General features: G+C 73.6%; 17 protein-coding genes. 6 read left to right on the top strand and 11 right to left on the bottom strand.

Annotation, left to right across the window (positions count from 1 at the left end; all coding sequences use genetic code 11):
* The first annotated feature begins 180 nt into the window (after positions 1 to 180).
* A complete protein-coding gene (locus tag AC5WAM_RS19850) occupies positions 181 to 2292 on the top strand; it encodes a PhoX family protein (RefSeq protein ID WP_495523352.1) in 2112 nt (703 codons plus the stop codon).
* Between the two features lie 78 nt (positions 2293 to 2370).
* Here the strand turns inward: AC5WAM_RS19850 and AC5WAM_RS19845 are convergent, their stop codons facing one another.
* Together AC5WAM_RS19845 and AC5WAM_RS19840 are read right to left on the bottom strand one after the other, a co-directional pair.
* Positions 2371 to 3384 carry a hypothetical protein gene (locus AC5WAM_RS19845; RefSeq protein WP_495523351.1) on the bottom strand — a complete coding sequence of 338 codons (1014 nt, stop codon included), beginning with the start codon at positions 3382 to 3384 and terminating at the stop codon, positions 2371 to 2373.
* Between the two features lie 162 nt (positions 3385 to 3546).
* Complete coding sequence (locus AC5WAM_RS19840; RefSeq protein WP_495523350.1) at positions 3547 to 4611, bottom strand: LysR family transcriptional regulator; 1065 nt, start codon at positions 4609 to 4611, stop codon at positions 3547 to 3549.
* 208 nt (positions 4612 to 4819) lie between these two features.
* Between AC5WAM_RS19840 and snpA the strand changes: the two genes are divergently transcribed.
* Complete coding sequence (snpA, locus tag AC5WAM_RS19835; protein WP_495523349.1) at positions 4820 to 5497, top strand: snapalysin; 678 nt, start codon at positions 4820 to 4822, stop codon at positions 5495 to 5497.
* A 34-nt stretch (positions 5498 to 5531) separates the two neighbouring features.
* Here snpA and AC5WAM_RS19830 read toward each other — a convergent pair whose 3' ends face one another.
* The 3 genes from AC5WAM_RS19830 to AC5WAM_RS19820 form a co-directional block, all read right to left on the bottom strand.
* Positions 5532 to 7490, bottom strand: a complete 1959-nt coding sequence (locus AC5WAM_RS19830) for an FUSC family protein (protein WP_495523348.1) — start codon at positions 7488 to 7490, stop codon at positions 5532 to 5534.
* A gap of 248 nt (positions 7491 to 7738) precedes the next feature.
* Positions 7739 to 8755: an endonuclease/exonuclease/phosphatase family protein gene (locus AC5WAM_RS19825; RefSeq protein WP_366791103.1), complete on the bottom strand. Its 1017-nt coding sequence runs from the start codon at positions 8753 to 8755 to the stop codon at positions 7739 to 7741.
* Between the two features lie 57 nt (positions 8756 to 8812).
* Entirely contained in the window at positions 8813 to 9688 is an 876-nt protein-coding gene (locus AC5WAM_RS19820; protein ID WP_495523347.1) for a hypothetical protein, read from the bottom strand.
* Between the two features lie 254 nt (positions 9689 to 9942).
* Here AC5WAM_RS19820 and AC5WAM_RS19815 point away from each other — a divergent pair, with 254 nt between their 5' ends.
* Positions 9943 to 10320: a hypothetical protein gene (locus tag AC5WAM_RS19815; RefSeq protein ID WP_366791105.1), complete on the top strand. Its 378-nt coding sequence runs from the start codon at positions 9943 to 9945 to the stop codon at positions 10318 to 10320.
* Positions 10321 to 10391: 71 nt separating this feature from the next.
* Here AC5WAM_RS19815 and AC5WAM_RS19810 read toward each other — a convergent pair whose 3' ends face one another.
* Positions 10392 to 11663: an SGNH/GDSL hydrolase family protein gene (locus tag AC5WAM_RS19810; RefSeq protein ID WP_495523346.1), complete on the bottom strand. Its 1272-nt coding sequence runs from the start codon at positions 11661 to 11663 to the stop codon at positions 10392 to 10394.
* 145 nt (positions 11664 to 11808) lie between these two features.
* Here AC5WAM_RS19810 and AC5WAM_RS19805 point away from each other — a divergent pair, with 145 nt between their 5' ends.
* Positions 11809 to 12717, top strand: coding sequence for a LysR family transcriptional regulator (locus AC5WAM_RS19805; RefSeq protein WP_366791107.1), 909 nt, complete (start codon positions 11809 to 11811; stop codon positions 12715 to 12717).
* Between the two features lie 9 nt (positions 12718 to 12726).
* On the opposite strand, the gene AC5WAM_RS19800 is transcribed toward AC5WAM_RS19805, so the two are convergent.
* On the bottom strand, positions 12727 to 13191 hold the full coding sequence (locus AC5WAM_RS19800) for a DUF7144 family membrane protein (protein WP_366791108.1): 465 nt from the start codon (positions 13189 to 13191) through the stop codon (positions 12727 to 12729).
* Between the two features lie 72 nt (positions 13192 to 13263).
* Positions 13264 to 14007, bottom strand: a complete 744-nt coding sequence (locus tag AC5WAM_RS19795; protein WP_366791109.1) for a TetR/AcrR family transcriptional regulator — start codon at positions 14005 to 14007, stop codon at positions 13264 to 13266.
* Positions 14008 to 14142: 135 nt separating this feature from the next.
* Here AC5WAM_RS19795 and AC5WAM_RS19790 point away from each other — a divergent pair, with 135 nt between their 5' ends.
* Together AC5WAM_RS19790 and AC5WAM_RS19785 are read left to right on the top strand one after the other, a co-directional pair.
* The gene (locus AC5WAM_RS19790; RefSeq protein ID WP_366791110.1) at positions 14143 to 15708 is read left to right on the top strand and encodes an MFS transporter; all 1566 of its coding nucleotides are present in this window, start codon (positions 14143 to 14145) and stop codon (positions 15706 to 15708) included.
* Between the two features lie 286 nt (positions 15709 to 15994).
* Positions 15995 to 16285: an SH3 domain-containing protein gene (locus tag AC5WAM_RS19785; protein ID WP_495523345.1), complete on the top strand. Its 291-nt coding sequence runs from the start codon at positions 15995 to 15997 to the stop codon at positions 16283 to 16285.
* 200 nt (positions 16286 to 16485) lie between these two features.
* On the opposite strand, the gene AC5WAM_RS19780 is transcribed toward AC5WAM_RS19785, so the two are convergent.
* From AC5WAM_RS19780 to AC5WAM_RS19770, 3 genes are read right to left on the bottom strand one after another with little or no spacing between them, the layout of a single operon-like run.
* Positions 16486 to 17262: an SDR family NAD(P)-dependent oxidoreductase gene (locus AC5WAM_RS19780; protein WP_495523344.1), complete on the bottom strand. Its 777-nt coding sequence runs from the start codon at positions 17260 to 17262 to the stop codon at positions 16486 to 16488.
* Positions 17255 to 17722: a cupin domain-containing protein gene (locus AC5WAM_RS19775; RefSeq protein WP_495523343.1), complete on the bottom strand. Its 468-nt coding sequence runs from the start codon at positions 17720 to 17722 to the stop codon at positions 17255 to 17257. Before AC5WAM_RS19775 ends, AC5WAM_RS19780 begins: the two co-directional genes overlap by 8 nt.
* The gene (locus AC5WAM_RS19770) at positions 17712 to 18155 is read right to left on the bottom strand and encodes an ATP-binding protein (protein ID WP_253916851.1); all 444 of its coding nucleotides are present in this window, start codon (positions 18153 to 18155) and stop codon (positions 17712 to 17714) included. The genes AC5WAM_RS19775 and AC5WAM_RS19770 overlap by 11 nt, the downstream gene beginning before the upstream one ends.
* Positions 18156 to 18217: the final 62 nt, after the last annotated feature.

The raw sequence follows: 18217 nt of genomic DNA, 5'->3' as shown, positions 1-18217 counted from the left end.
CCGCCGCCTCCCAGGCCGCACGGGGCCCCCGCCCGACCTCAGGGGCCAGGCGCGGTTCACGCTCCGTTCACCCGCAGTCCCCCGTGCTGCTGGCAGCCGCCCCTAGCCTCCAGCCGGACCGCTGTGAATCGAGTGAAAACAGCCACGTCGCAGCCCATTTCAGCCACCCTGGAGGAACCCGTGCGCAAGCTGCTGCCCCTGATCACCTCACACCCGGGCGGCACCGGCGGCCGCTCGGCCATGACGTGCCGGTTCCGCTGCGGCGACGCCTGCTTCCACCCGGTGCCGAACACCAGCGACAACGAGTACGTCGGCGACGTCATAGCCGGTGCCCTGAGCCGGCGCTCCGTGATGCGCGCGGCGGCCGTGGTGACCGTGGCCGCCACCGCGGCGGGCGGCGTCGCCCTCGGCCCCGGCGCGGGCGAAGCCGCGGCGGCCCCGGGCGCGGCCCCGGCGGCGTACAAACCCAGAGGGAAGAAGGCGGCCCGCGGCCTGCGGTTCACGCCCGTCGCGCCCAACACGGCCGACCAGGTCACCGTCCCCGCGGGCTACCGCCAGAACGTGGTGATCCGCTGGGGCGAGCCCATCCTGCGCGGCGCCCCCGCCTTCGACGCGGACAAGCAGTCCGCGAAGGCCCAGGCCGGCCAGTTCGGCTACAACAACGACTTCCTCAGCCTGCTGCCGCTGCGCGGCGAGAGCGAGGAGCACGGCCGCCAGGTGCTCGTGGCCAACCACGAGTACACGGACGAAGTCCTGATGTTCAAGGGCTACGACGCCAAGAACCCGACCCGTGAGCAGGTCGAGATCGCCTGGGCCGCGCACGGCCTGTCCGTGGTCGTGGTCGACGGCGAGCGGAAGACCGGCGCCCTGCGCGCGGTGCCGCGCCACCGGCTGAACCGGCGCCTGACCGCCACCAGCACGTTCCACCTCTCCGGCCCCGCCGCCCGCAGCGAGTTCGTCCGGACGAAGGCCGACCCGCGCGGCACCACCGTCCTCGGCACGCTCAACAACTGCTCCGGCGGCACCACCCCGTGGGGCACCACGCTGCACGGCGAGGAGAACTTCAACCAGTACTTCGCGCACGCGGACAAGGTCACCGACCCCACCCAGGCCGCGCGCCTGAAGCGCTACGGCGTCGTCGGGGGCGAGTCCGAGCGCAAGTGGGAGCGGTTCGACGACCGCTTCGACCTGACCAAGGAGCCGAACGAGCCGCACCGCTTCGGCTGGGTCGTCGAGCTCGACCCGTACGACCCGGACTCCACGCCCCGCAAGCGCACCGCGCTCGGCCGCTTCAAGCACGAGGGCGCCCAGCCCCGGCTGACCCGGGACGGCCGCCCGGTGGTCTACATGGGCGACGACGAGCGCTTCGACTACGTCTACAAGTTCGTCTCCAGCAAGCGCATGGCCAAGGGCGACTCGCGCTGGGCCCGCGAGCACAACCTCACGCTGCTCGACGAGGGCACGCTGTACGTCGCCAAGTTCACGGGCGACTCGCCGGTGACGGAGATCGACGGCACGGGCAAGCTCCCGGCCGACGGCGAGTTCGACGGCAGTGGCCAGTGGATCCCGCTGGCCACCGCGTACGCGGGCGGCAAGGCCGTCTCGCACGTCGAGGGCATGACCGCCGACGAGGTGTACGTCTTCACGCGGCTCGCGGGCGACAAGGTGGGCGCCACGAAGATGGACCGCCCCGAGGACATCGAGCCGTCCCCGAAGACCGGCAAGGTGTACGTCGCCCTGACGAACAACGCCGACCGCGGCAAGCCCGGCAAGGCCGGTGCCGACGAGGCCAACCCGCGCAACCTCAACAAGCACGGGCAGGTGCTCGAACTGACGGAGTCCCGCGACCGTCCGGAGGCCACGCGCTTCGCCTGGAACCTCTTCCTCGTCGCGGGCGACCCGAACGACCCGGCCACGTACTTCGCGGGCTTCCCCAAGGACAAGGTCAGCCCCATCTCCTGCCCCGACAACGTGGCCTTCGACCCGCACGGCAACCTGTGGATCTCCACCGACGGCAACCAGCTCGGCTCCCACGACGGCCTGTTCGGCGTGGCCACGAAGGGCGAGCGGCGCGGTGAGCTGAAGCAGTTCCTGACGATGCCGACCGGCGCGGAGACCTGCGGCCCGCTCGTGCAGGAGCGGCGCGTGCTCGTCGCCGTGCAGCACCCGGGCGAGGTCGACGGCGCGTCCGTCGAGAAGCCCGCGAGCGTCTGGCCCGACGGCCCCGGCAAGATCGTGCGCCCGGCGGTCGTGTCGGTGTGGCGCACGGACGGCGACGACATCGGCATCTGAGCCGTCGCGTACGTGAACGCGTGGACGGGGCGCCCCTTTTCCCGGGGCGCCCCGTCTCACGTAGTGCTGACCGGCTGCCTAGTCGTTCTGCTTGCGGCGGTACATCGCGAAGCCCAGGCCCGCCGCGCCCAGGGCCGCCATGCCGCCGCCCGCGGCGACCAGCGGGGTGGCGTGCGAGGCGTCGGCGGAGCCGTCCACGCCCTCGGCGCCCGCCTTGACGCCGCCCCGCGGCACCTTGGTGGAGGAGGGGTGCGTGGGCTTCGGCGTGGTGCCGCCCTGCGCGTGGCCCTCGACCCAGCCCTTCATGGTGCCGTCGGGGTTGAGCACGAAGTGCGCGCCGTTGTGCCGGCCGTACGCCGCCTTGGCGCCGGTCTGCTTCAGGGTGTCCCAGACGGTCTTCTTGCCGGTGTCCGGAGCCGGGGCGATCATGTCCGCCTCGTAGCCCGCCCCGGTCTTGTAGACCTTGGCGTCGAAGCCGGTCCTGCCGAGGTCCTTGTACTCGCGCACGAAGGTGCGCTTCTTCGCGGGCTGCGGCTTCGGCTTCGGCTTCGGCTGCGGCTTGGGCGGGGTCGGCGTGCCGGTCTTGGTGACCGTGCCGTCGGCGGTCAGCGTGAACGTACAGCCGTCGATCTTCGTGGAGGCGGGCTTGACGTACGCCTCCAGGGAGCCCTTGGCGACGCCGTCCTTGAGGAGCTGGGCCTTGGCGGAGCGCGCGGAGGCGTTCACGTCGACCTTCGCGGTCCAGCCGTGGCCGAGGGCGACGGTGCCCTTGGACTCCCAGCCGCCGGGGACCGGCTTGTCCTTGTCCTCGTCGGGCTTGGTCTCGTCGTCGGGCTTGGTGCGGTCGTCCGGCTTGGTCTCGTCGTCCGGCTTGGTGTGGTCGTCCGGCTTGGCGTGGTCGTCCGGGGTCGGCGTGGGGTCCGGGGCCGGCGTCGCGTCGTCGCCGGTCCGGTCGCTCGGCGCGGTGGCGCCGTCGACCTGGTGCGGGGCCGCCGGGGAGTCGGCGAAGGCCGCGGTGGCGGGGACGGCGAGCGCGGCGATCGCGCCGGTGGCGATGGCGGCGGTGCGGATGGTGCGTCGGGTGGCGCGCATGGCGTGGTTCCCTCGTACTGGTCGGCGTCTTGTCCGTCTATGTGCCCCTTTGCGGTGGCGACGGACATGAAGCTACGGGCGCCATGTGTGCGTCGTCCGTAGGGCACGTAACAACTGGCCGCAGACCGCGACGCAGAACCGTAAAACGGTAAGAAGTGCAGGTCAGAGAGGGGTTGGCCGAAGGTCCCGAGTGGGGTGGGGGCCAAGGTCCCCGGGGGCGGGGACGCCGCGCGGCGGGCGGCCGGGGGGAGCGGCGGGGGGACGCGTGGGGGGACGGGGCGCGGCGGGTCCGGCGCCGCGGGTGCCGAGCAGCCAGTCCTGGTAGGCGGGGGCCTCCGCGGCGGCCTCCCAGTAGGCGGCCTCCAGCTCGCCGTACACGGCGTTCAGCTCCGTCTCCGTACGGGCCGCGACGTACAGGCGGACGCCCAGCGGATCGCCGTGCAGGGGTCTGACCGCCATGTCGGGTCTCGCCACCGAGGTGGGCTGGCAGACGGTGACGACCTCGCCGGTGGCGACGAGCGTGGCGGCGGTCAGGTAGTCGCCGTGCAGCACGCGGGGGTCGAGCCCCGCGGATCTCAGCATCCGCCGCAGCCCGTCCCACTCCCCGTCCACGGTCGGGTCGACCATCCAGCGGTCGTCGGCGAGGTCGGCGAGGCTGATGACGGGCTCGCGGGCGGCGGGGTGGTCGGCGGCGAGCGAGACGAACTGCGGCTCGCGGTCGATGAGCACGCGGCGGGCGAGCCCGTCGGGGAATCTGAGCGGACTGCCCTCCACCTCGTGCACGAACGCGACGTCGAGGCGGCCCTCGGCGACGTCGCGGAGCAGCGCGTTCGCGGACACGTCCATCTGGAGCGAGGTCTCGGTGCCGGGCATGCTGGCGCGGAGCCTGCGCAGCCAGCCCGGTATGGCGCGGCTCGCCGTGGACCCGATGCGCAGCCGCGGCTCCCCGTCGGCGGAGCGGGCGGCGGCCGCACGGGCCTCGGTGACGAGCGCCCGCATCTCGATGACCAGCGGCCGGGCGCGGCTGAGGACGGTGCGGCCCAGCGGGGTCGGGCGGCAGCCGGTGCGCTCGCGGGTGAAGAGCTGGCCCCCCACGGCGTGTTCGATGCGCCGCAGCTGGGTGGTCAACGAGGGCTGGCTCATGCCGAGTTGGCGCGCCGCCTTGTGCAGGCTGCCGCTGTCAGCGATGGCGCAGAGTGCGCGGAGGTGCCTGACCTCGAGCTCCATGGGCGTGAGCGTAGAGCGGGTTACGGCAGCACACCAGCCTCCCAAACACCCATGGAACCGTAGAAGTTGCCCCTCCGTCCGGTGACCGGATGTACGGCGATAGCCCTGGGCTATCGCCAGCTGCCATCATCCGCAACGCGCCCGGCTCCCCGACACTCACGGATACCGAAACGTTCATCTTTCACCGAACGAGTAGGGAGCCCCCCACATGCACAAGCGTTATGTGTCCGTCGCCGCCGCGCTCGGACTCGCGGTCGCCGCGCTCGGCACCTCCTCCGTCGCTTCGGCGGCCACGTCGTCCGACTCGGCCAAGGCCGCCACGACCGCGTCGTCCTCCTACGCCGGGTACACCGGCTCCGCCGAGGAGGCCGCGGCCAACAAGGCGTTCTTCGAGGCCGTCGTCAAGGCCGTCGCCGAGAAGCGTGCCGCCAACCCCGGCGCCCAGGCCGTCACGGTGACCTACAGCACCCAGCGTGCCCCGTCGTTCCGGCAGCAGATCGCCGCGAGTACCTCCATATGGAACGCGGCCGTCTCCAACGTCAAGCTCCAGGAGGGCACGAGCGGTACGAGCTTCGAGTACCGCGAGGGCAACGACCCGCGCGGCTCGTACGCGAGCACCAACGGCCACGGCCGCGGCTACATCTTCCTCGACTACCGGCAGAACCAGCAGTACAACTCCACCCGCGTGACCGCCCACGAGACCGGCCACGTGCTCGGCCTCCCCGACCACTACTCCGGCCCCTGTTCGGAACTGATGTCCGGCGGCGGCCCCGGCACGTCCTGCCAGAACGCCCAGCCCAACGCGCAGGAGCGGGCCCGGGTCAACCAGCTCTGGGCCAACGGTCTGGCCAAGGCCATGAAGCAGGTTCAGGCCGCCAAGCACTGACGTTCCTGGGCGGCCGTGCGCAGACCTGAAAGCGTCACGGCCGCGGTGACGCGATCGCGCGGGCCGCGGCCACCTCCTGGCGGAGGGGTTCGAGGACGCTGTCCTTGGGGCCCGTGAACTCCACGGGCACCGGGACGAGCACCTCCACCTCCCGCAGCGCGGCAGCCAGTTCGCGCAGCTGACGCACGACTTCCCCGGCCTCCGCCCCCTCGGGGGCGGAGGCTCCGTGCCGTACGCGCACCCGTGCGGCCGTGGTCGCGTCGACGATCCGCTCCACGGCCACCACCAGCGGCCACCACGCGGCGGCCCGCGCCCCCACGGGCGGCGGTTCGGTCAGCGCCCGCTGGAACTCGGTGCGGATGTCGGACAGGTCGCGGTACAGGCGCCGCCGCATCCGGGCCCGCGCGGCGGGATCGCCCGCGGCGCCGTCCTTGCCGAACGCGCACTCCACGTACGCCGCCGTGTCGGCGACCGCGTCCGCGAGCCGGTCCCCGATCCGCGTGTGCCAGCTCTCCGGCCACAGCAGATAGCCCGCGACCAGCGCGATGGCGCAGCCGATGAGGCTGTCGAGCAGACGGGGCAGGACGAGCCCGAAGCCCTGGTGGTTGAGGACGTCCGACAGGAGCAGGATCACCGGGGTGATGGCGGCGGTCTGGTAGCCGTACCCGCGCGGGGTGAGCGCGGGCACGAGCATGGCGAGGACGAGCACCACGGGCACGTCCCACCAGCCCCGTTCGAGCGCGGCGAGCACCGCGGCGGCCACCACGAGGCCCACCGCCGTGCCGACGGCCCGCATCACCGCGCGCGAGAACACCGAGCCGAAGTCCGGCTTCAGGACGAAGGTGACGGTGAGCGCCACCCAGTACGAGCGCGGCACGTCGATGAGGGACACCAGGGACTGCGCGATGCCGATGCACAGGGCGAGCCGCAGGCCGTAGCGCCAGGAGGCCCCGGAGAGCACGACGTTGCGGGTCGCGCGCCGGGCCCGCACGCGCAGCGCGGCGGGCCGTCCGAGCCGGTCGTCGGCGTGCACGGCGGTCAGCGGGTCGGGGTCGGCGAGGGTGTCGGCGGCGTGCCGCAGCGCCTGGTACACGGCGCGGGCCGCGGCCCCGTACGTCCCCGGCAGCTCCGCGGGCAGGCCGAGCGCGACGGGCTCCGCGCCGGGGCCGCGCGCGATGGCGGCGGCGAGGCGGCGGGCGGCCTCGGGGAGTTCGGGCGGCAGCTCCTCGCCGTACTGGTGGGCGGCGGGCGCGGCCTCCACGACCGGCGTGATGGCGTTCAGCTCGGCGATGAGCCGCACCAGGTCGGGGCTGCGGCCGTGGTCGCGGGCGCGGCGGGCCAGGACGAGGTCGTAGGCCTGGTTGAGCTGGGCGGTGACGGCGGCGCGGGCCTCGTCGTAGGCGTCGTCCCCGGTGTGTTCGGTGCCCGCCGCCTCCAGGAGCGCGGCCACCTTCTCGTACGCGGCCGCGACGGCGGCCCGTTCGGGTACGCCGGACCGCAGCGGCCAGGCGAGCAGCGCGAGCACGAGGACGAGCAGGCCGCCGCCGGTCATCAGGGCGGGGGCGAGCCACCACGCGCCGGGCAGCGGCAGGCCCGCGCCGATGACCGCGTTGAGCAGCAGCAGGAGCCCCGACACGGAGGCGACGGCGCCGATCGTCGACATCATCCCCGAGACCAGGGCGATGACGGTCACCGCGGCGACCGCGGCCCAGCCGTGGCCGTGGGCCAGCGAGCCCAGGGTGACGCCGAGCGCGCCGAACAGCTGCGGGACGGCGATGTTGAGGATCCGCATCCGGTACGCGTCGGCGGTGTCGCCGATCACCCCCGACAGGGCGCCCATGCTGGCGAGCGCCCCGTAGGCGGGGTGGCCCGCCGCCGTGCCGACCGCCAGGGGCAGGGCCATGGCGATGGCGGCGCGGGCGACCGCCGCCCAGGGGACGGGGGCCGGTTGGGGCTTGAGCGACCTGACGAGCCAGTCCGGTGGGCGGGGCATGCCGCCATTATCGCCGGGCCTCGCCTTGACCTGCGGCGACGGGCCCTGCCGGGGGCCTCCCCCATCCCGCCCCTTCCCGAAACTGGGGGCTCCGCCCCCAGACCCCCGCTCCTCAAACGCCGGAGGGGCTGGATCTTCCAGCCCGTCCGGCGTTTGAGGACGAGGCGCGCAGCGCCGAAAAGGCGGGGGCACGGGGGCGGCAGCCCCCGGTTCGGGAAGGGGCGGGTCTGGGGCGCCCCCGCGAGGGATCAGCCCCGGTGCAGCGTCAGGTCGAGCAGCACCGCACGGTGGTCCGTGTTGCCCAGGGTGAGGAAGTGGGCCTCGTGCGCGGCGAAGTCCGGCGTCGTGAGGACGTGGTCGATCTGCGCGCCGAAGGGCCGCGGCAGCAGCGTGGGCCAGGTCGGCGTCCGCGAGGCCCCGGCGAGCCGCGCCGCGTCGTGCAGCCCCGTACCGAGGACGCGCCGGAACGCCGCGTGGTCCTGCGTGGCGTTGAAGTCCCCGGCCAGGATGGTGGGCCGCCCGTCCCCCGCCGCGGCGAAGTCCCGCAGGGCGCCGAGCTCCGTGCGCCAGCGGTCGACGTCGCCGGGCGTGGGCGGCATGGGGTGGGCGAGCTGGAGCCGCACGGCCACGCCCTTGACGTCGGCGACGGCCCCGGGCATGCCGAGCGTCCCGCGCACGCCCTCGGCCCGCTTCAGGGGCACGTCGGCGAGGATGACGGACCCGTCGGCCCCGTCGCCCCCGGCGGCCACCCGGTGGGGGTACGCCGACTTCGGCAGCCCCTCGCGCAGCGTGTCCTGGCAGCCGCGGTCGCATTCGGAGACGAAGACGAGGTCCGGCTTGTGCTTGCGTACGGCCTCGACGAGGCCGGGGGCGCCGTGCCCGAACTCGACGTTGGCGGCGAGGACGCGCAGCTCGGCCAGGGGCGGCCCGTCCGGCTCCGTGATCTTCCCGTACGGCTCCATGAACCAGGCGAGCCCGCCGAGCACGGCCACCGCCCAGACGAGCCCGACGCGCCAGCGCCCGTACGCGGCGAGCAGCAGGGCGAGCACGGCGGGCGCCAGGAGCCAGGGCAGGAAGGCGAGGACCTGCGGCACGGGCGTGACCGCGTCGGTGTCGGCGGCGCGGCAGCCGAGGACCGCGCTCACCCCGGCGAGCAGCAGGCCCGCCGTCCAGGCGGAGGCCCGCCACCGGCCCGGCCGCCGGGTGGGGGCGTCGTCGGGGAACGGGTCCTCGGGGGCGGTGGGCGGTGCCGTCGCGTGCTCCAAGGGGCGGCCTTTCCTCGACGGGGCGCCCGGCGGGCGGCGCGCTGTCCGAATCCTCCCTTAGAGACGTGGCGGCCCCGCGGAAAGTTTCCCGGGGCGCCCGCGGGACAGCAGCCACACCCCGGCCGCCACGAGCAGCCCCAGGCCCACCAGGACCCAGGCCGTCACGCGCAGGCTCTCCGTGAGGGCGTCGTAGACGGCACCGGCGGCGGCCCGGGACACGTCCGGGGGCAGGTCGTCCAGGGTGAGCGCGCGGCCGACGGCGACGGCGGCGGCGAGCGCGGCGGCCCCGGCGGCCGTGCCGAGGGCGGTCGCGAGGACGGCGCGGCGGCGGCGCACCGCGAGGAGGATGCCGCCGACGGCGAAGACCACCGCGGCGACGGGCAGCCAGAGGCCCGCGGCCTGGAGCATGCGGAACACCTTCCGGTAGTCGCTCAGGTCCTGCGCCTTCATGACCGTGATCTCGGTGTGGCGCACCGGGATGCGGTCGGCGAACGGCACGCCCTCTTCCGTGAGCCGCCGTTTGACCTGTTCCGTGATCGGCGCGAGGTCGATGCTCACCTCGCCGTCGGAGTCGTTCTCCAGGGCCCGTTCGACGGCGGCGTGCGCGGCGCGGTTCGCCGCGTTCCAGGCGGTGCGGAAGGCCGCGGTGCCGGTGAAGGAGCCCACGGCCTCCCGGACGAACGACTCGACCGTGGGCTGCAGCGGCCCCGCGTCGACCTCCTTGACGATCTCCTTGACCACGGAGTCGGTGACGGCGTCGGCCACGGCCGCCCGCACCGCCGGGTCCGAGGACAGGGGCGCCATCGTGGCGACGTACCGGTCCGTGTCGTGGATCTCGTACGCCGCCCAGGTCGCGACCACGCCGAGGGGCACCAGGAGGCAGGCGAGGACGAGCAGGACGGCACAGAGGGCGGCGCGCAGGCGTGGGGGCACGCCCCCAGGCAAGACCCCGGCCGCGCCGGGCGCGACCGGGGTGACTCCGGATGGAGCAGGACGGGCGGGCGGCTGCCTGCTTGCGGTTGTACAGGCGCATCGTCACCTGCGATGCCTCGCGCGGTGCGGTAGCGGTGCGCCGTGTCATGGGGGAGACCGGTCCCGGCCCGGAAACTCATCGCTCCGGTGGAGCGCGGGCTCACGCGGGTGTTTCCTGGGAGGAGGCCGCAGGGCCCGAGCAGAGAGGAACCGCCATGGCACTCACCGCACACGGATCCCCCGGCATCCGCAGCCTCTCCCACGTCCTCGCGGGGCCCCTCGTCCTCGCCGTCGTCTACGGCGTCTGGGCGGCGGGCATCCACCGCGAGGGCGGCCCCATCACCGGCGGGAACGTCCTGTACGGCCTGGTCACCGGGGTGGCCTTCGGCGTTCTGTACGCCGCCGTGCGCCGCTTCGCCCCCGGCCTGCCGCGCGAGCTGCGCGCCGCGGCCTGGGCCACCTTCGCGGGCGTGAGCTTCGGCTTCCTGTACAGCCTCACGGACGCGAGCGTGCTGCGGTCGACGGGCATGGCCGCGGTGGTCGCGGGCGGCGTCTTCGCGGCGACGTTCTACCACTTCTACACGCACGAGTAGCCCACGGCGGATCCTCGCCACGGACTGGAACGAACGCTCTACTCAGCGCGGGAGGAGGAGACGGCGCGGCGCTAGAGCGTCTTCAGGTCGACCGCGCGGGCCATGGCCCGGTACCCGGCGTCGTTCGGGTGCAGATGGTCGCCGCTGTCGTACGCGGGCCGGATGCGCTCGGGGTCCTCGGGGTCGGCGAGGGCCTTGTCGAAGTCGACGTACGCGTCGTACGCGCCGGACGTCCGCACCCAGGTGTTGAAGGCGTCGCTGACGGCGGCGGCGCGCTCGCCGTAGTGGTCGGAGCCGCCGAACGGCACCAGGGTCGCGCCGACGACCTTCAGGCCCTTGGCGTGCGCGGCGCGGATCAGCTTCCGGTGGCCGTTGATGAGTTCCTTCGCGGTGACGACCGGCGCGGGCTTGTACAGCGGCTTGTCAGTCTCGCTGAAGCCGATGTCGTTGACGCCTTCGAGGACGACCACGGTCCGGGCGTTCGGCAGGTCGGTGACGTCCCGCGCGAACCGCGTGGAACTCCTGTCCCCGAACCACGCCGAGTCGTTGAGGACCAGGTTGCCGCCGATGCCGGAGTTGACCACGGGGCGCGGCGTGCCCGCCTTCGCGAGGCGCTCGGCGAGGGCGTCCGACCAGCGGCGGTTGTGGTCGGCGGAGGAGCCGAAGCCGTCGGTGATGGAGTCGCCGAACAGGACGACCCCGTCGCGCCGCGCGGGCCGCTCGCCGCGCACGTCGACGCCCGCGAGGTAGTACCAGGACGCGGTGGACTCGCCGAAGGCGCCGCCGCCGGTGTCGGTGAGGTGGTCGCCCGTGGCGCGGTAGCTGGTCGCGAAGGACTGGGCGTGGAAGGTGGCGGGCCCGGTGGTGCCCGCGAGCCGGAGCGTCACGGTGACGGAGTCGAAGCGGTCCAGGCCGAGCGCGGCCGCGTCGCTGGAGAGCTGCCCTCCGGCCGGAATCGTGACCGCGCGCTCGCCGCCGAAGGTGAGGCGGCGCAGCGTGCCCTTCGCGACGGCGGCGCCCTTGGCGCCCTCGGTGCGCGCGACGGTGGCGCCCGCGATGCGCAGCGGGGACGCGCCGTAGGCGTTGGAGAGGCGGACGCGGGCCCGGTCGCCGCCCTGGGTCACGCGCACCACCTGGCGCAGCGTGTGGCCCTCGAAGCCCGCCTCCGACCAGTTGGGTCCGAAGCCGATGCTGGGGCGCTGCGGGGCGGCCGCCCAGGCGGCGTTCCACCGCGCGTCCTTGCCCGCGGGGGCGGTGGAGGCATCGGCCCCGGCTGCGGAGAGTCCCGCGACGAGGGCGAGTGCGGTGGCGGCGACGACGTACCTGCGGGGGCGCGAAGACATGGCGGATCCTTGGGAGTTGACGGGGGGCGGGCCAAGGCCAACGATCCGCCGCCGCCCGCGGCCGATCAACGACGATCCATGAAACGATCACCACGCTCTGACTTATCGATGCAGGTCAGGCGGTTACCAGGGGGAGGGGCCGGGGATGGAACGGCAGGAGCTTGAGACGTTTCTGACGCTCGCCGAGGAGCTGCACTTCGGGCACACGGCCCAGCGTCTGCTCGTGTCGCAGGCGCGCGTCAGCCAGACCGTGAAGAAGCTGGAGCGCAGGATCGGCGGCACGCTCTTCGAACGCACCAGCCGCGTGGTGCGGCTGTCGCCGCTCGGGCGCCGGCTGTACGAGGACCTGGCGCCGCTGCACCGCCTCATGGAGGAGGCGGTGGCCCGCGCCAAGGACGCGGCGCGCGGTGTGGAGGGCGAGTTGGGCGTCGGCTTCCTCGGCGCGGGGGCCGGGGCGCTGACCCAGCCCATCCTGGAGCTGTTCCGCGAGCGGTGCCCGCGGTGCGAGGTCCGGATGCGGGAGACGCAGTTCCAGGATCCGCTCGGGCCGCTGCGGTCCGGGGAGGTCGACGTGCTCTTCACCTGCCTGCCCGTGCGCGAGCCCGACCTGACCGTCGGGCCCGTCGTCATCAGCCAGCCCCGCGTCCTGGCGATGCCCGTCGGCCACCGCCTTGCCGGGCGTGCCTCCGTGTCCTGGGAGGACCTGGCGGGCGAGACCTGCTTCGGGGTGGTGAACAGCGCGCCGTCCTACTGGTGGGACTTCCAGGTGCCGCCGCGGACGCCGTCCGGCCGGGAGATCAGACGGGGGCAGGCGGTGGCCACGTTCCAGGAGCTCATCACGCTCATCGCCACGGGCCAGGGGGTCTCGCCGGTCATCGCGTCCGTGCAGACGTACTACTCCCGGCCCGACATCACCTTCGTGCCCGTGCCGGACCTGCCCGCGGCGGAGGTGGCGGCGGTGTGGCGCACGGGCACCCCGTCGGCACCCGCCCAGGCCTTCACCCGGGCCATCCACGACGTCCTGGCGGCCAACGGCGGCCCCGCGTCGTTCTAGCCGCCCGGCTCAGCGGGCCGCGGGACCGCCGGGGGAGTCGTTCGTGCACAGGGCCCAGATGATGAACGCCCCGATGGCCAGGGAGATCAGGGCCCAGAGGGGGCTGTAGGGGAGCCAGAGGAACTGGGCGACCATGGCCACCGCGGCGAGGGCGATGCCGGTCGCACGCGCCCATTCGGCGCCCTTGAGGATGCCCCAGCCCGTCACCGCCACCAGGACGCCGAGCGCGAGGTGGATGCATCCCCAGGCGGTGAGGTTGAACTTGTACACGTAGTCGCCGATGCGCGCGTACACGTCGTCCTTGCCGATGCCCGCGATTCCCGTGAGGACTCCGAGGGCCCCGTACACGAGCATCAGCACACCGGCGAAGAGCGTGCCGCCCGACGCCCAGGCGCTCTCGTCGTCCCCGGGTCCCGAGGGTCCGGCGGGCCCCGGGGGCGCCGCACGATGCGTGTCACGTTCCGGTGAGGTCATGGCCCGAGCGTCCGGTGGCCGTCGGGGGGCGGCCACCGGAGCGGGCCATTGGAGGGACCGGGCCCCGCCGCGTCAGAGGGCGACGTGGGTCTCCAGGCCGTCGAGGATGCAGGCGATGCCCACCTCGAAGTACCCCTGCCGCGCGCTGCTCGCGTCGGCGCCCTGCGGGGACATCGCGTACATCTTCCGCAGCCGCGGATACGCCTGCACCGCGTCGGCCGCCGCGGGCCGCACCGTGTCGTGCCACTCCTGCTCGGTGCGGCCGCTGCGCGCGACCGTCGTGAGGTACGCGGCCTCGGTGGTGGCGATGCCGATGACGTACGCCCAGATGGTCTTGACGGCGATCTCGGAGGTCTCCAGGTCGAAGCCGCCCGCCTCGAAGAGGCCGAGCATCTCCTCCGTGAGCCCCATCATGTTCGGCCCCAGGTGGGCCATGCCCAGCTCGCCGAGGACGGAGGAGATCCACAGGTGCCGCAGGAGCGTCTCGCGGACGTTCTCGGCGAACTGCTTGGTCGCGGCGCGCCAGTCGTCGCGGGAGCCGGAGGCGGGCGTCGGCACTTCGATCTCGCCGTAGATCCGGTCGACGGCGAGCTCGATGATCTCGTCCTTGTTCGACACGTGCGTGTAGAGCGAGGTGGCGCCCGCGTTCAGCCGCGTGCCCAGCTTGCGCATGCTCAGGGCCTCCAGGCCCTCGGCGTCGAGCAGCGCGATGGCCTCGGAGACGATCTGATCGCGGCTGAGCGCGGGCTGTTCCCGGCGCGGTCGCTGCGGCCGGGTCCAGACAGAGATCGCGGTCGGCTTCCCGGTGCGCGGCATGCGGCCACCCTTCTTTCTGCTCCGACGTGACGCCCCCACCTTAGCGCAGAATGCGAACAGTGTTCGGAGGTTGCGAACACTGTGCGGCGTGCGTACAGTGTTCGGTGTCAGCGAACGACGTACCGAGGAGGTCCGATGGACGGGCTTGCAGCACAGGGCACGGACGACCGGGGGGAGGGAACGGGCGGTGAGACCCCGGTGCGTGACCCGCGACGTTGGCTGATCCTCGTCGTGCTGTGCCTGAGCACGCTGGTCCTGGTCGTGGACAACATGATCCTGACCGTGGCGATCCCGCCCATCGCCGAGGACATCGACGCCACCGCTTCCGACATCCAGTGGATCCTCGACTCGTACATGCTGGTCTTCGCGGGCCTGCTGCTGACGTCCGGTTCGCTGTCGGACCGCTTCGGCCGCCGCAAGGTGATGGTGCTCGGCCTTGTCCTCTTCGGCGGGGCCTCACTGATCGCGACCGTCGCGAACAGCCCGGAGCAGCTGATCGCGGGCCGCGTCCTGATGGGCATCGGCGGCGCGCTGATCATGCCCAGCACCCTCTCGATCCTCATCACCGTCTTCGACGAGGACGAGCGGCCCAAGGCCATCGCGGCCTGGAGCGCCGTGGCGATGGTCGGCCTCGTCGGCGGCCCGGTGTTCGGCGGCGCCCTGCTCGGCCACTTCTGGTGGGGCTCGGTCTTCCTGATCAACCTGCCCATCGTGGGTCTCGCGATCCTCGCCGCGCTCATCCTGATGCCCGAGTCCAAGGGCCCCTGGCGCAAGGCCGACCCGCTCGGCATCGCCCTGTCGGTCATCGGCATGGTCGCCCTGGTGTGGACGATCACCGAGTGGCCGAAGGAGGGCTTCGACTCCCCGAAGGTGTTCGTCGCCGGGATCGTGGCCGTGGTCGCCCTCGTCAGCTTCGGCTTCTGGGAGACGCGCGTCGACGAGCCGATGGTCCCCATCGAGCTGTTCCGCAACCGCGTCTTCACCGGCGCCAGCTTCTCGATCGTCCTGCTGACCTTCGCCAACGGCGGTCTGCTGCTGGTCCTGACCCAGTACCTGCAGTTCGTCCTGCACTACTCGCCGACGAAGACCGGCTGGGCCTTCGCGCCGCTGGCCGTCGCCTCCCTCGTCTTCAACACGCTGGGCGCCACGCTCGGCCAGAAGCTCGGCAACCGCTTCCTGGTGGCCGTCGGTCTCACCATCACCGCGGGCGGCTTCTTCACCCTCACCACGCTCGAGCCCGGTGACGGCTTCGGCATCGTCGCCATCGCCATGGTCCTGATGGGCATGGGCGGCGGTCTCGCGATGCCCGCCGCGGTGGCGGCCCTGATGAGCGCGGTTCCCGGCGAGCACGCCGGTGTCGGCTCCGCCCTCAACGACACCGTCCAGCAGGCGGGCGCCGCCCTCGGCGTCGCGATCCTCGGCTCCGTCCTCTCCAGCACGTACGACAAGGAGATGCCGGCGTCGTACGGTGACGTCGCGGACAACTCCGTCGTCGAAGGCCTCGCCGAGGCCGCCCGTACGGGGAACGCGGCCCTCGGGGACGCGGTCCGGTCGGCCTTCACCGAGGCGATGTCCGCGACCTTCGTGACCGGGGCGGCCGCCGTCCTCGTCGCCGCGGTCCTCTCCCTCTTCCTGATGAAGCCCGGGCCCGAGGCCCCCGCCGTCGACGAGGACCGGGAGCCCGACCTGGTCTCCCACTGACCCTGGCCCCCCGGGCCTCTCCACGGGGCTTCGGCCCTGGGCCCTCGGCGGGTCACCTCCCGCCAGGCCCTCCACAGATCCCCCGGCGACACCCGCGATCCTCCCCCGGCTCGCGGGTTGTCGCCGTTCCGGGGCCCTTCGCGGCGGGCCGCGCCCCGGGAGGGCCCCACCTGGCCTGATCCGCGCGAACAGATGGCCGATGCGGTGTGAACGAGGCGGATGGCGCCGAAACCTCCTTCAGGCCCTCGGTGCACGGGCGGGGGGCCGTCACGGAAGTGAGGAAGAGATGGCCACACCCAGGCAGCCCTACGGGACCGTCGTGAACGAATCGGGGGTCAACGTGCGGGAGTTCCCCAGCACGGACTCCGCCACCGTCGCCAGGCTGCCCCACCGGGCCACGGTCGGCCTGCGATGCAAGGTGAGGGCCCAGGTCATCGACGGCAACGCGGTCTGGTACCTGCTGCGCGACCGCCCGGGATGGGTCTCGGCCCGGTACGTGGACAACACCGGCACCGTGAGGGTCTGTAGCGACGCGGCAGCCGGGGACGCGGCCGCGGACGAGGACACGGCGGGCTAGCGGACGACAGGGCGCGCGGGCCGGGCCGCACCGGCCCGCGCGGGCCCCAGCCGCCGCGAGGCCCGGTGCCGCCGGGGCCAGGGCCGCGCCGACCCGGCAGGGCCCCGCGCAGGGCCCCGCGCAGGGCCCCGCGCAGGGCCCCGGGAACGCCCCGGGCGAGGCCTGGGCCCGCGCAGGAGCCCGGGGTGCCGGCCGTCAGGTCACCACGTGGGGCGGGCGCTCACCCCGCCGTCCACGACCAGGTCCGCCCCCGTGATCCACGAGGCCCCCGAGGACGCCAGGAACACACAGGCCGAGCCCACGTCCTCCGCCCGCCCGAGGCGGGTGAGCGGCGCGGCCCGGCCCCACCGCTCCACCCCGTCGGGCCAGTCCTCCGCGAGCCCGGGCCGTCCGATGAGCCCCGGCGACACGCTGTTCACCCGCACCCCCACCGCCCCGTACTCCACGGCGGCCGCCCGCGCGAACATGATCAGCGCGGCCTTCGACGCGGCGTAGTGCGCGTGCCCCGGCGCGGGCTGGTGCCCCTCGACGGAGGCGATCTGCGTGACGCTGCCGCCGCCCTCCTGCGCGCCCATGACCTCGGCCGCCGCCTGCGTACAGGCGAACGCGCTGGTCACATTGGCTTCCTGGAGCTCCCGCCAGTCGGTGGCGGACATGCCGGGGAGCGGCTGCACGGGCTGCACCCCGGCGTTGTTCACCAGCGCGTCGAGCCGCCCCCGCCAGTCGCGGGCCGCGCCGACGAGCCGTCGGCACTCGTCCTCCTCGCGCAGGTCGGCGGCCACGACCAGCGCGTCGCCGCCCGCCTTGCCGATCTCCTCGGCCAACGCCTCGGCCCGCGCGCCCTGTTCGCGGCAGTGCAGGACCACCGCGGCCCCGGCCGCCGCGAACCGCCGGGCGATACCGCCGCCGAGCAGCCCGCTGGCCCCGGTCACGAGGGCCACACGGCCTGCCAGCGAGGGAAGTTCGGGGTCAGTCACGGCACAGCTCCCTGATGTGAGTCGCTCGGCTCGGGTACGCGGCGGCGAGCGCGCCCGCCTCCCCGCCCTCGTAATCCTCGTCCATGAACCCGGGCGCCATCGTCGTACCGAACAGCGACCAGTCGCCCCCGGCCCGCACCCGCGCGCCCATCCACGTCCCCGCCGGTACGACGACCTGGAACTCGCCCCCACCGCCGAGGACGCGCAGCTCGTCGCTGCCGTCCGGGTGCAGGAGCAGCAGCTCCAGGGCGTCCCCCCGGTAGAAGTGCCAGACCTCGTCGGTCGGCAGGCGGTGCAGCGCCGAGAAGTCGCCCGGCTCCGACGTCAGGAGCATGATGATCGCCGTCCCCACGGGGCGTCCCGCCGCGTCCGGCGGCCCCGCCCACGTCTGGCGGAACCTGCCTCCCTCGAACTCCAGCGGCACCAGCCCGTGCTCGGCGATCAGTTGCTCAGGGGTCACCGTCCACGCCCTTCCCGTCGTCGCACTCGAACCAGATGGTCTTGCCCGCGCCACCCGGCAGCACCGTAACGTCCCACCGGTCCGTGACCGCGGCGACGAGCCTCAGCCCGTGCCCGCCCTCCGCCGGTTCGCCGTCCGCTTCGCCCGCCGGGGCGGGCAGCATCGGGCTGCCGTCCATCACCTCCACGCGCAGCCCGCGCGGGCGGCGCACGATCAGCACCGCGCACCGGCGGTCCGGCACGTGCCGCACCACGTTCGCGACCAGCTCCGTGAGCGCCAGCTCCGCGTCGTCCGCCAGCCCGGCGAGCTCCCAGCGCCCCAGGTACGACCGCAGGATCCGCCGCAGCGGCCGCGCCGAGTGCTCACCGACGGTGAAGCTCATCCGATAGCTGCCGCCAACTCCTTGGTCAAGGAGGTCAGTTGCGTGATTCATGTCACTCAGGCTGACGCGCTCCGCTTACCCTTGGCTACGCAACGAGAGCAACGCTGACGGGC

This window comes from Streptomyces sp. JLYT201 (assembly GCF_059448825.1).
The sequence above is the reverse complement of the archived record's forward strand: the minus strand, read 5'-3'. Positions and strand labels throughout refer to the sequence as shown.

Bases quoted from the DNA above. Each gene is read 5' to 3' on its own strand.
- AC5WAM_RS19845 (WP_495523351.1), bottom strand. From the start codon at position 3,384: ATGCGCGCCACCCGACGCACCATCCGCACCGCCGCCATCGCCACCGGC.
- AC5WAM_RS19840 (WP_495523350.1), bottom strand. From the start codon at position 4,611: ATGGAGCTCGAGGTCAGGCACCTCCGCGCACTCTGCGCCATCGCTGAC.
- snpA (WP_495523349.1), top strand. From the start codon at position 4,820: ATGCACAAGCGTTATGTGTCCGTCGCCGCCGCGCTCGGACTCGCGGTC.
- AC5WAM_RS19830 (WP_495523348.1), bottom strand. From the start codon at position 7,490: ATGCCCCGCCCACCGGACTGGCTCGTCAGGTCGCTCAAGCCCCAACCG.
- AC5WAM_RS19815 (WP_366791105.1), top strand. From the start codon at position 9,943: ATGGCACTCACCGCACACGGATCCCCCGGCATCCGCAGCCTCTCCCAC.
- AC5WAM_RS19810 (WP_495523346.1), bottom strand. From the start codon at position 11,663: ATGTCTTCGCGCCCCCGCAGGTACGTCGTCGCCGCCACCGCACTCGCC.
- AC5WAM_RS19805 (WP_366791107.1), top strand. From the start codon at position 11,809: ATGGAACGGCAGGAGCTTGAGACGTTTCTGACGCTCGCCGAGGAGCTG.
- AC5WAM_RS19800 (WP_366791108.1), bottom strand. From the start codon at position 13,191: ATGACCTCACCGGAACGTGACACGCATCGTGCGGCGCCCCCGGGGCCC.
- AC5WAM_RS19795 (WP_366791109.1), bottom strand. From the start codon at position 14,007: ATGCCGCGCACCGGGAAGCCGACCGCGATCTCTGTCTGGACCCGGCCG.
- AC5WAM_RS19790 (WP_366791110.1), top strand. From the start codon at position 14,143: ATGGACGGGCTTGCAGCACAGGGCACGGACGACCGGGGGGAGGGAACG.
- AC5WAM_RS19785 (WP_495523345.1), top strand. From the start codon at position 15,995: ATGGCCACACCCAGGCAGCCCTACGGGACCGTCGTGAACGAATCGGGG.
- AC5WAM_RS19770 (WP_253916851.1), bottom strand. From the start codon at position 18,155: ATGAATCACGCAACTGACCTCCTTGACCAAGGAGTTGGCGGCAGCTAT.